This is a genomic window from Sphaerospermopsis kisseleviana CS-549 (genome assembly GCF_028329225.1).
Lineage (GTDB): Bacteria > Cyanobacteriota > Cyanobacteriia > Cyanobacteriales > Nostocaceae > Sphaerospermopsis > Sphaerospermopsis kisseleviana.
In genome coordinates this window covers 14,547-26,346 of record NZ_JAQMTI010000253.1, presented here as the reverse complement: position 1 = coordinate 26,346, position 11,800 = coordinate 14,547, and the positions used below count along the sequence as shown (strand labels likewise).

The following is an 11,800-nucleotide window of genomic DNA, read 5'->3' as shown; positions in this document are numbered from 1 at the left end:
TGATGTGTCAAAAATTTTCTATTTATCCCCCTAAATCCTCCTTGAAAAGTCGGACTTTGATTAATCTCTTTTACATTCTAGATTTAAGCTGATTACTGATAGCTGAATGCTTACCTATGCTTCCACCTTCACACCTTTCCAGAAAGCAATATAACCTTCTATATTTTTCGCTTTCTCTTTGGTGCTGGGATAGTACCAAGCTGCATCTTTGTTAACTTGTCCATCTACTTCAATGGTGTAGTAACTCGCAACTCCCTTCCAAGAACAAGTGGTGTGAGTATCACTGTCTTTGAAATATTGTTTGTTAATAGCGTCAGCAGGAAAGTAATGGTTTCCTTCTACGACTACGGTATTATCACTTTCGGCTAAAGTTGCACCGTTCCAAGTTGCTTTCATAGTGAGGATTGAAAAGAAAGTTTACAATTCTTATTGTGACATTTTTAGGTGACTACTGGATAGTATTTACAAAATTCCTGAAAATAGGCTAAGATTGCCCTTGATTTGTGGTATGTACTGAATTTGGTTTGGTTGACTTTTTTGCGAAACAGCTATCACGACTGTTGAAATAATCTTTACGGTAAATTACTTGATAGTGAATTTATGGAACTAATCACACTTACTGCTGTTGTAACTGCTGTTGTTACAATTTTAGGTAAACCTCTAGAGAAAATGGGCGAAAACCTTGGTGATGTCATCTGGAAACAAACCGGTAAATTAATCACTAAGCTACGCGACAAGCAACAAGCACCATCCCTGACTGCATCTATAGAAGCAGGTGAAACGGCAATAATAGATTATGGTCAAGCTGTGCTAGAACTAACCGAAGCAGCAGCAAACGACCGGGAAATTGCTGAAGCTGTACTAGATGTGGAAGCAGCAGTAAATAATGATCAGTCGGAAACTGCTAAGGAAATTAAAGCGAAAGCAAAAAAAATTGAATCAGATGTTAAATCCCAGACTTCAGTTATTAACAATTTTGAAAAAATAGCAGATGTAATAAATGCAGATAGAGGGTCAAATGTTGCCTCACAAATAAATATCAATAACCCGACTTATAATTACTGACTACAGCCGCCCGATGGGGAGAGTCGGGCAAAGTTAACTCCCAATTGGCCTGAAATCTGCCGGGAAATGTTAGCAGAAAGGCAGAAATTAACCACAAATCCCCTCACTCATGCTGAAGGGGTTAATTTTCGGGTGCAAGATGTTTATGTACCACTGGGTTTGGTGGAACGGAAAAAACAACCCAAACAAAAAAGTAATCTTGATATTTCTCCAGAAAGGGGTTCAGAACTTTATCAAGAAACAGAAATTACTCAAAAATATGAAAATAATGAATTTTTAGAACAAGTTTTTCACCAAAAAAATACACCAAAAAGTCAAGGTAAACGCATTGCCATTATTGGTGAACCAGGGGCAGGTAAAACTACATTATTACAACAAATTGCTAATTATTTATCTCACCAAAATACAGATGCTATTATTATTTGGATATCTTTAGCTGAATTAGAAAATCAAACATTACAAGATTATGTATTTACAACTTGGTTAAATGCTGCTAGTCAACAAGCAAACAAAGCGGCAGCTGATCAAAATATTAAAGATGATTTAACTAGCCAATTTAACAACGGTAAAGTATGGCTGTTGTTAGATGGGTTAGATGAAATGGTTGTCACATCTGGTAATCCTTTAGGATATATTAATCAAGCAATTTGTCAAGGGGGAATTATTACTCAAGCGCGAATTGTCTTAACCTGTCGGGTAAATTTATGGGATGGACAAAGTAATGCACTGTCTGATTTTGATACCTATAGAACTTTAGATTTTTCCTATCCTGAACAGGTGGAATTATTTATTAACAACTGGTTTATCGCAGAACCAAAACGGGGAGAATCTTTATTTAATGATCTCCGTAAACCAGGAAAAGAAAGAATTCAAGACTTAGTAAAAAATCCACTACGGTTAACGCTACTTTGTTTTAATTGGCAACAGAAAACCGGAAGTTTACCAGATACTCAAGCCGGACTCTATCAGCAGTTTGTTGATGATTTTGATAAATGGAAGCAAGAATTATTCAATCAAAATGTAGGCGATAAATTAGACACTCTCAAGGATAAATTGGCAGAGTTAGCTAAAGTTGCTATAGACAAAGAAGCTACTCGTTTTCGCTTGTCAGAAAATTTAGTCAATGAATACTTGGGTAAAAACAATGATCAAAATTCTTTACTCAGTTTAGCTTTAAAATTGGGTTGGTTAAATCAGGTAGGCAGAGATCCAAACGGAAACCCTACTTATGCTTTTTTCCATGCGTCATTTCAAGAATATTTTGCAGCCACAGCAATTGATGATTGGGATTTTTTCTTACCCAGAAACCATAAAAATAACCCTATAGAAAATAAACAATATCGAATTTTTGACCCACAATGGAAACAAACTATATTATTGTGGTTTGGGAGTAAGGATGTAGATAAAGCTCAAAAAGAGGCATTTATTCAAGCATTGATAAATTTTCAAGATGGCTGTGCGAAATATCAAGGTAAAAGTTTTTATGGTTATCGAGCCTATTTTTTAGCTGCTGCGGCCATTACTGAGTTTAAAAACTGTGATCGAGCAGATGCAATAGTTAAACAGATTGTTGATTGGAAATTTGGTAATTTTGACACTATTAGAGAGCAAGTTACAACAGCATTACAAGAAACGGAACGCACAAAAGCGATCGCCGCTTTAGTGCAAGTTATCCAAACATCCCAGGATGAGTACACCCGTTGGCAGGCGGCTGAAAGCTTGGGGAAAATAGGACATGGCAATGAACAAGCGATCGCCGCTTTAGTGCAACTTATCCAAACATCCCAGGATGAGTCCACCCGTAGGCGGGCGGCTGAAAGCTTAGGGAATATAGGACATGGCAATGAACAAGCGATCGCCGCTTTAGTGCAAGTTATCCAAACATCCCAGGATGAGTACACCCTTCAGCAGGCGGCTGAAAGCTTAGGGAAAATAGGACATGGCAATGAACAAGCGATCGCCGCTTTAGTGCAACTTATCCAAACATCCCAGTCTGAGTACACCCGTAGGCGGGCGGCTGAAAGCTTAGGGAAAATAGACCCTGGCAATGAACAAGCGATCGCCGCTTTAGTGCAAGTTATCCAAACATCCCAGGATTATTTCACCCGTTGGCAGGCGGCTGAAAGCTTAGGGAATATAGGACATGGCAATGAAAAAGCGATCGCCGCTTTAGTGCAACTTATCCAAACATCCCAGTCTGAGTACACCCGTCAGCAGGCGGCTGAAAGCTTAGGGAATATAGGACATGGCAATGAAAAAGTGATCGCCGCTTTAGTGCAACTTATCCAAACATCCCAGGATGAGTCCACCCGTTGGCAGGCGGCTGATAGCTTGGGGAAAATAGTTAATAGTAATCAGGCACGATCTTTGCTAATTCAGACTTTAAGTAGTTATATGTTAAATAATAAAAGTTATGAACTGATCTGGAAATGCGCTCAAAATATGCCCTATCCCGAATTTTATCAAGCTGGGTATCAGCCTTTCTTGGGAACTCGCTTAGTCAGAAGTTTAAAAAGTATTCTATTTATGCGTATATTTTAATCAACTCATAGAATTCAAATTTTCACAATTTATTATATTACTCAAACCAATCTTCACCACCAGGCAACTGTGCCAAATAATTATCAATCATATTTGCTAACTCTTTAGGCTGATGTTGATAAGTTAATTGTAAAATATTCTCAGCAAAATTAATCAACTCTTCTCGATTCAACCTTTGGGAAACTTGACTTGGTTTTAACGTCCCGCCAAAAATCTCTGCACTCGCTGGACGAATCGCCATTTCTACTGCTTCTGCTAACAATTCTTGCCATTCATCAGCTTTAATATAATATGATTTTTGATTATCTTTGATATTCAATTTAGCAATTTGAATCACAGAATCAGAAATAGAAGCAATCCAAGAATTAGTTAAACGCTGTTCAATTTGATTTTTAATCAGATGAATAACCAACCTCACTAAAAAAGCCTCTATTTTTCGCAACGTTGCCTGTTTACTCATATCCTCCAAATCATCAATAATTTCTAAAGCATCATCATAACGACCTTCTAAGATACTTTGTCTTAAATCTATTAACTCTTGAGTCATAATTATTTCCTAGAAATGCTAACTTATAATAAAATCCTCATTTTCATCCTGTACATCCTAAAATCCTGGAAATCCTGATTCAGACAATTTCAAATTCATCCTGTTAATCCTAAAATACTGGAAATCCTGATATGGCTAACGCCACGCTTCGCTATCAGACAATCCTAGTTTATAATTATAGCCACTATTTCCCGTTGTGTAACCAGCGTGAGTTAAAATTTTCATATCCTGATCCCTGCCTGAACAAACTGCACACACATTTACCATGCTTCAGTATCCCCAACTAGAAAAATCTTTAAAACATTACTTTGGTTATGACCAATTTCGCCCTGGACAACGGCAAATTATTGAAGATGCCCTGCAAAATCGTGATTTAATGGTAGTTATGCCCACGGGTGGGGGTAAATCTTTGTGTTTTCAATTACCTGCACTTTTAAAACCAGGTTTAACAGTAGTGGTATCACCATTAATAGCATTAATGCAAGACCAAGTGGAAGCACTGAGAAATAATAACATTTCTGCCACATTTCTTAATAGTAGTCTCAACACCTATCAAGTTCGCTCCCGCGAAGAAGCAATTATGACTGGTAAAGTTAGATTATTATATGTTGCTCCTGAACGGTTAGTTAGTGAAAGATTTTTACCGCTTTTAGATGTAGTTAAAGAAAAAATTGGTCTGGCTAATTTTGCTATTGATGAAGCTCATTGTGTGTCTGAATGGGGTCATGATTTTCGCCCAGAATATCGGCAATTAATATTATTAAAAAAACGTTTTGCTCATGTCCCAACTATCGCATTAACTGCTACTGCTACAGATAGAGTGCGAGCAGATATTATTCAACAATTAGGATTAAAACAACCAAGTATTCACATTGCCAGTTTTAATCGCCAAAATCTTTATTATGAAGTGCGTCCTAAAAGCAGTCGTTCATACAGTGAAATCTTAGAAATAGTCAGAGAAAATGAAGGTTCAGGAATTATCTATTGTTTAACCCGAAAAAAAGTTGATGAACTAACTGTTAAATTACAAAATGATAAAGTTGCTGCTTTACCCTATCATGCAGGTTTAACTGATGATGAAAGAAGCAAAAATCAAACTAAATTTATTCGGGATGATGTGCGGGTAATGGTAGCGACTATTGCTTTTGGTATGGGTATTAATAAGCCAGATGTGCGGTTTGTAATTCATTCAGATTTACCTCGTAATTTAGAAAGTTATTATCAAGAATCAGGACGTGCAGGAAGAGATGGTGAACCATCACGGTGTACTTTATTCTTTAGTTTTGGTGATGTGAAAACTATTGAATGGAGTATTAACCAAAAAACCGACCCCCAAGAACAATTAATAGCTAAACAACAACTTAGACAAGTCATAGATTATGCTGAAGGAACAGACTGTAGAAGAACAATTCAATTAGGTTATTTTGGGGAAAGATTTCCCGGAAATTGCGGTAATTGTGATAATTGTCGTTATCCCAAACCTGTGCAAGATTGGACTATTGAAGCAATGAAATTTCTATCTTGTGTAGCGCGGTGTAAAGAAAGATATGGCATGAGTTATATTATTGATGTGTTACGAGGTGCCAAAACTCAAAAAATCACTTTGAATAAACATGATCAATTATCAACTTATGGTATCGGTAAAGATAAAACTGCTGATCAATGGCGAATGTTAGGGAGATCGCTTTTACATCAAGGTTTATTAGAACAAACTAATGATGGTTATTCGGTGTTAAAACTGAATGCTTTAAGTTGGGAAGTAATGCGAAAACAACGCCAGGTTTCTATTGCTGTTCCTGTTTCTCAAAGATTAAATTTAGTAGATGTGAATAGTAAAGCTTTGGATGTGGAACTTTTGATGAACAGGTTGCGAAGTTTGCGGAAACAAATCGCCGATGAACAGGGTTTTCCACCTTATATGATTTTTCAAGATTCGACTTTAAAATTAATGGCACAAGTCAAACCTAAAACTTTAGAAGAATTTGCTAACTTGGATGGTGTAGTTAGTTATAAAGTCAGTCAATATGGGGAAAAGTTTTTATCAGTAATTCAATCCCATTGTCAAGAACAAAGTTTTCCACCACCCAAAAATACAGATCATTACCCAACTGATACGGAATCAACTACCTTGGAATTATATCAACAAGGTTTGAGTATTCAAGAAATTGCTGCAAAACGCAATGTAAGAACTACTACAATTATCCGTCATCTTTCTGATTTAATCGAAAAAAATCAACCTGTAGATTTAAATTTGTTAGTACCTTTAGATAGACAAAAGAAAATTTGGCAAGTTATAGATGTTTTGGGTGATATTTCTTTAACTCCTATTAGGGAATATTTAGGAGAAAGTTATAGTTTTGATGAAATTCGTTTAGTTAGAGCTAGATGGCGTAAAGAAAATAGAAAATAACGATTATTAAGTTAACTTCATTTGATGAAGTCTAGGCATAGTCAGCCTAAGAAACATCCTATTCCTGAAATTATTATTTTACAGCAAATTTCAGGTAAATGAGATACAACATTGAATCTTGAAAATATTGTGGTACGGGAATCTTGTTTGCCACAGGTGTACCTCAATCAGATAAAATACGCTGTTTTTTATCTTAACAACTAATTTAATCAAGCGTTGTCTATCTTAAAAAAAAACTGGGAATTTCTGGAATATGTTCTGATGTAGGGACAGTCATCTCAGTAATCTTTTGTTCTTCCTGATTTATTTGCGTCTTTTTCACAGGAAGTATGACAGATAAAAATTTAGGTAAAACCAAACAGACAACCGTATTTAACAAAGTTATAAGTATGCCATCTATTAAACTCATAGATCATTCTCCCTTTGTGAAACTTGGTTGCTGGTCTGATCTAGTATGAACTATAACTTTGATCTTAGGGCAATTATTCGATTTTGAATTTCTTTTGCTGTATATAAATAAATCAAATACTTTACATAACTAATTATAACTTTAAAAAACTTAAAATTCAGAGGAAGAGGTAAAGGAAAAAGCAAAAACCTTTAACCTTTCCCCAAACCAAATCAGCTAAATAAGCTATTTATTCTCCCCAGCCAGGAGAACACCGAGAACAAAATTGAGGGCTAAATTTACAAAATTGGCTACCAGTCAAATGGTAAACTGTACAATAGGGAAAACTCGTAACTTCTACTTTAGCTGTATTCAATCGAGAATCTATCAGTGAAGGTTTAGGTAGTTTGGTTTTGCAAGACGACAGCATAGATAGAAACTTGGGCAAAGCTAGACAAGCAAAAGCATTGATGAGAGTAATTAATAATGCCTCAATTAAACCTATAGCTAATCACCTCCTTCAGAAATTAGGCAGTAATAATTCATAATTCATCATCTCTAGACTGTAGAGCAACCTGGTTTTTTGACTTATGCAAATAGGTTTGAGAGAATTAAGAATTATGAATTAGTAACTATGAATTGGTCATTGGGTAGCTGACGCAGTAAAATACATGGAACTATACCAAGAAAGAACCATTGCATTTAATCTATATAAATTTAGTTTAGCATAAGGTTTGGTCAATAGAACTGTGGAAATTGTGCTACTGTCATACACAGTCAGGAAAGCTGATATCTAATACTGTTATTAGAAAAATCACAAATTTACTAAACACTAAACACTAAACACTAAACAACTAAGTGCTATGTCAAAAATACAACCTGATTCCCCTTTTTTATCCAACGTCACTGAGCGAGAATACCGAGCATTGCAAAGTTTGGCAGATTACACAAATGTTGAGTCGTTGCCAGAAATATGGACTTTGGCTGCCAGGAAATTTGGTAATATTGTTGCCTTGCATAACCCCCACGCAAAACCCGAAGTAAAGATTACCTATTCTCAGCTATCCTTACAAATTCAACGATTTGCAGCGGGTTTGCAGGTTTTAGGGGTGAATATGGGTGAGGATGAAACATCTAGCACTGGACAACGCATTTCCCTGATAGCAGATAACAGTCCGCGCTGGTTTATTGCTGATCAAGGGATCATGACTGCGGGAGCAGTAAACGCAGTGCGTAGCGCCCAAGCTGAAAGGGAAGAATTACTATATATTATCGCCAATAGTGGTAGTACGGGGCTGGTAGTTGAAGATATCAAGACATTCAAAAAACTAGAAGCTGGTTTGCAAGACTTACCGATTAAATTCGTAGTCTTACTTTCTGATGAAACACCACCAACAGCAGAAAATTATCAACTGCTCAATTTTACCCAATTACTAGACATTGGTAGCAACCAAACTTTAGTAGCAAATAAACCCAGCGGTGATGCCTTGGCAACCTTAATTTATACCTCTGGGACTACAGGCAAACCTAAAGGTGTGATGCTTTCTCATAAAAATTTGCTGCACCAAGTCAAGACCTTGGGAACTATAGTTCAACCACAACCAGGAGATATAGTCCTTAGCATTCTGCCGACATGGCATAGTTATGAACGCAGTGGAGAGTATTTTTTACTTTCTCAAGGTTGTACACAAGTTTATACAAACTTACGTTCAGTTAAAGAAGACCTGAAAGAATTTAAACCTAATTTCATGATTGCTGTACCCCGGTTGTGGGAATCAATTTATGAAGGAGTACAAAAGCAGTTCCGCAGCCAACCAGCCAATAAACAAAAGCTGATTAAATTTTTACTGGACATGAGCCAGAAATATATCACAGCGCGACGCATTGCCCAGGGATTGAGTTTAGATCATGTTAATGCCTCAGATATGGAGCGAATAGGGGCGAAAATAGTAAAATTAGCCTTGTCACCGTTTCAAGCACTGGGAGAAAAATTAGTTTATGCTAAAGTGCGAGAAGCCACAGGGGGCAGAATAAAACAAGTCATTAGTGGTGGTGGGGCGCTACCCCGACATATAGACAACTTTTTTGAAATTATTGGTGTAGAGATTTTACAAGGGTATGGTTTAACAGAAACCTCACCAGTAACAAACGCCCGTCGTCCGTGGCGAAATTTGCGGGGTTCATCAGGGCAACCAATACCGGGAACAGAAGTTAGAATAGTTGATCCAGAAACGAGACAACCCTTACCAGCAGGAAAACGAGGTTTGGTGTTGCTCAAAGGACCACAAGTGATGCAAGGATATTACAAAAATCCGGAAGCGACAAAAAAAGTCATAGATGCGGAAGGTTGGTTTGATAGCGGTGATCTGGGCTGGGTGACACCTCAAAATGATTTGGTGCTGACTGGTAGGGCTAAAGATACAATTGTTTTGACAAACGGGGAAAATATTGAACCGCAACCGATAGAAGATGCTTGTTTGCGATCGCCCTATATTGATCAAATTATGCTCGTAGGACAAGACGAGCGCAGTTTAGGAGCTTTAATTGTTCCCAACCTGGAAGCCTTAGAAAAATGGGCAGAAAGTCAGAATTTGAAATTAAGCACCCAAGATGATCATACTGGCTCAACCAGTCAAAAAATTGACTTAGAGAGTAAAATAATTCAGGATTTATATCGGCAGGAATTGAATCGGGAAGTCAAAAACCGTCCAGGTTACAGAGCCGATGACAGAATTGGACAATTCACACTAATTCTCGAACCCTTTTCCATTGAAAATGGCATGATGACACAAACCTTAAAAATTCGTCGTCACGTTGTCATGGAACGATATCGAGATATTATAAGAAAATTGAGTGAGCCAAAACCACCGAGATAAAGTATCGGAACTTGGTGGAGATACTTATCGTACTTTAGGCAGTGGATGTAGGCGAACGCACTGCCCATGCGTGGAGCAGTCATGATCCTGACTTAGCTGCTTAGGGATTGACATTTTCCCTAAATAATGCTATTTTTGCAACAGGTCGAGATGGTAATTAACGATGATTGTTTTCGAGTTCAAAGCCAAAGGCACAAAACAGCAATATCAAAGAATTGATGAGGCTATACGGATAAGCCAGTTCATTCGTAATAAGTGCCTACGGTTTTGGATGGACAATCAAAACGTTAAACCTTACGACCTGAATAAGTATACTGCTGTATTAGCGTCGGAATTTGATTTTGCTGAGAAATTAAATTCAATGGCTAGACAAGCAGCAGCAGAAAGAACAGCTTTTGCAATTAAACGATTCTTTGATAATTGTCAATCTAAAATCCCTGGTAAAAAGGGATATCCCAAATTTCAAAAAAATAACCGTTCAGTTGAATATAAATCAACTGGATGGAAACTTTTAGATGACCGTAAGCACATTAAATTTATAGATAAATGTGGCATAGGTCAACTAAAGTTAATTGGAACTTGGGATTTACACTTTTACCAAATCAAGCAAATAAAGAGAGTCAGAATAGTTAAACGTTCTGACGGTTATTATGTGCAGTTTTGCGTAGATGCCCAAAGAAGAATTGACACTACTCCCACAGGTAAAACGGTTGGATTAGATGTTGGTTTAAATAGCTTCTATACGGATTCTCAAGGGAATAAAGTTGATAATCCCAGATATTTGCGGAAGTCAGAAAAATCTTTGAAACGGCTACAAAAAAGAGTTAGTCGCAAAAAGAAAGGTTCTAATAATCGCAAAAAAGCTATTAACCGTCTTGCTAGGAAACACTTGCAGGTATCACGTCAGCGTAAAGACTTTGCTGTAAAACAAGCATTGTGCGTAGTTAAATCTCACGATTTAGTGGCGTTTGAAAAACTGCAAGTGAGAAATATGATTAAAAATAGCAAGTTAGCCAAGTCAATTAGTGATGTTAGTTGGTCGCTGTTTACTCAATGGCTAGAATATTTTGGGAAGATATACGGGCGTGTGGTTGTACCAGTTGCCCCACAATATACTGCTCAAAATTGTGCTAATTGTGGAGAAATTGTCAAAAAATCACTGTCAGTGAGAACTCATGTTTGTAACTGTGGGTGCGTTCTTGATCGTGACCATAATGCGGCAATCAATATTTTGGCGAAGGCACTAAAACAGACTTGCTATGATTTAAGTACCGTCGGGCGGACGGAAACTTTTACCCTGAGCGCAGTCGAAGGGTTAACGCTTGTGGAGAGATGACCCTCTACCCAGATTTGGTAACAAGTTTGGGTAAGGTTGCTCATTAAAACAAGAATCCCCGTCTTTTTAAGGCGGGGAGCGTCAATGACGGAATGTTTGCCAAATAACTCCACTTGCAAACTATCAGAGTGAACGTAAAATTTTTATGGATGTATCCAACCCTCAATTACTTTTAAAGCGCGTCGTTAACGTCAAAGCTATTGTTACTCCTCTTTGGAAAGAGGAAGTACAACAGCAACTGCAAGCGCAGATCAACCAACTAGATCAGCAACTGCAACAGCTAGACATCGAAGGACAAAGAGCAATAACCGCCATTCAAAAACAGAGTTTACAACCACCAGGACCCCAAACCATACAACAAATTGACAATATCCAACTTCAGGTTAATCAAAAGAAAAGTGAACTGCTAGAGCAAAAAAACCAATTACTACAAAACCTTCAGCAAGTGCAGTATCTGGAGTTAGATCAAGAAGTTAACCAATTTCAAATGGAAGGCTTTTTCAAGATAGAAACTGGAGACAACCTCATTAGTAAAATGCAAGTTGAAATTGTCCTCCGTGATGGTGTAGTCGAAGAAATTCGCGGAGATGTTTAGTTATTGGTGACTGGTGACTGGGGACTGGGGACTGGGGACAGT

9 protein-coding genes are annotated in these 11,800 nt (G+C 37.4%); 6 read left to right on the top strand and 3 right to left on the bottom strand.

Annotated elements, in window-relative coordinates:
• Positions 1-114 precede the first annotated feature (114 nt).
• Positions 115-396: a DUF427 domain-containing protein gene (locus PN497_RS19520; RefSeq protein ID WP_096568054.1), complete on the bottom strand. Its 282-nt coding sequence runs from the start codon at positions 394-396 to the stop codon at positions 115-117.
• A 204-nt stretch (positions 397-600) separates the two neighbouring features.
• On the opposite strand from PN497_RS19520, the gene PN497_RS19515 reads away from it, so the two are divergent.
• Positions 601-1,065 (top strand): hypothetical protein, encoded by a 465-nt coding sequence (locus tag PN497_RS19515; protein WP_096568052.1) that lies wholly within the window; start codon positions 601-603, stop codon positions 1,063-1,065.
• 66 nt (positions 1,066-1,131) lie between these two features.
• Complete coding sequence (locus PN497_RS19510) at positions 1,132-3,606, top strand: NACHT domain-containing protein (protein ID WP_272110771.1); 2,475 nt, start codon at positions 1,132-1,134, stop codon at positions 3,604-3,606.
• A gap of 37 nt (positions 3,607-3,643) precedes the next feature.
• Here PN497_RS19510 and PN497_RS19505 read toward each other — a convergent pair whose 3' ends face one another.
• On the bottom strand, positions 3,644-4,153 hold the full coding sequence (locus tag PN497_RS19505) for a DUF29 family protein (RefSeq protein ID WP_096568048.1): 510 nt from the start codon (positions 4,151-4,153) through the stop codon (positions 3,644-3,646).
• 265 nt (positions 4,154-4,418) lie between these two features.
• On the opposite strand from PN497_RS19505, the gene recQ reads away from it, so the two are divergent.
• Positions 4,419-6,563, top strand: coding sequence for a DNA helicase RecQ (recQ, locus tag PN497_RS19500; protein ID WP_096568046.1), 2,145 nt, complete (start codon positions 4,419-4,421; stop codon positions 6,561-6,563).
• Positions 6,564-6,783: 220 nt separating this feature from the next.
• On the opposite strand, the gene PN497_RS19495 is transcribed toward recQ, so the two are convergent.
• Positions 6,784-6,972, bottom strand: coding sequence for a hypothetical protein (locus PN497_RS19495; RefSeq protein ID WP_096568044.1), 189 nt, complete (start codon positions 6,970-6,972; stop codon positions 6,784-6,786).
• An 842-nt stretch (positions 6,973-7,814) separates the two neighbouring features.
• Between PN497_RS19495 and PN497_RS19490 the strand changes: the two genes are divergently transcribed.
• The 3 genes from PN497_RS19490 (at position 7,815) to PN497_RS19480 (ending at position 11,758) form a co-directional block, all read left to right on the top strand.
• A complete protein-coding gene (locus PN497_RS19490; RefSeq protein WP_096568040.1) occupies positions 7,815-9,827 on the top strand; it encodes an AMP-dependent synthetase/ligase in 2,013 nt (670 codons plus the stop codon).
• 163 nt (positions 9,828-9,990) lie between these two features.
• Positions 9,991-11,163: an RNA-guided endonuclease InsQ/TnpB family protein gene (locus tag PN497_RS19485; protein WP_272110770.1), complete on the top strand. Its 1,173-nt coding sequence runs from the start codon at positions 9,991-9,993 to the stop codon at positions 11,161-11,163.
• A 145-nt stretch (positions 11,164-11,308) separates the two neighbouring features.
• Positions 11,309-11,758, top strand: a complete 450-nt coding sequence (locus PN497_RS19480; protein WP_096568038.1) for a YlqD family protein — start codon at positions 11,309-11,311, stop codon at positions 11,756-11,758.
• The last annotated feature ends 42 nt before the right edge of the window (positions 11,759-11,800 follow it).

What these genes read in the sequence shown, in the direction of transcription:
- PN497_RS19495 (WP_096568044.1), bottom strand. Translation starts at nt 6,972, where the DNA reads ATGAGTTTAATAGATGGCATACTTATAACTTTGTTAAATACGGTTGTC.
- recQ (WP_096568046.1), top strand. Translation starts at nt 4,419, where the DNA reads ATGCTTCAGTATCCCCAACTAGAAAAATCTTTAAAACATTACTTTGGT.
- PN497_RS19485 (WP_272110770.1), top strand. Translation starts at nt 9,991, where the DNA reads ATGATTGTTTTCGAGTTCAAAGCCAAAGGCACAAAACAGCAATATCAA.
- PN497_RS19520 (WP_096568054.1), bottom strand. Translation starts at nt 396, where the DNA reads ATGAAAGCAACTTGGAACGGTGCAACTTTAGCCGAAAGTGATAATACC.
- PN497_RS19510 (WP_272110771.1), top strand. Translation starts at nt 1,132, where the DNA reads ATGTTAGCAGAAAGGCAGAAATTAACCACAAATCCCCTCACTCATGCT.
- PN497_RS19490 (WP_096568040.1), top strand. Translation starts at nt 7,815, where the DNA reads ATGTCAAAAATACAACCTGATTCCCCTTTTTTATCCAACGTCACTGAG.
- PN497_RS19480 (WP_096568038.1), top strand. Translation starts at nt 11,309, where the DNA reads ATGGATGTATCCAACCCTCAATTACTTTTAAAGCGCGTCGTTAACGTC.
- PN497_RS19505 (WP_096568048.1), bottom strand. Translation starts at nt 4,153, where the DNA reads ATGACTCAAGAGTTAATAGATTTAAGACAAAGTATCTTAGAAGGTCGT.
- PN497_RS19515 (WP_096568052.1), top strand. Translation starts at nt 601, where the DNA reads ATGGAACTAATCACACTTACTGCTGTTGTAACTGCTGTTGTTACAATT.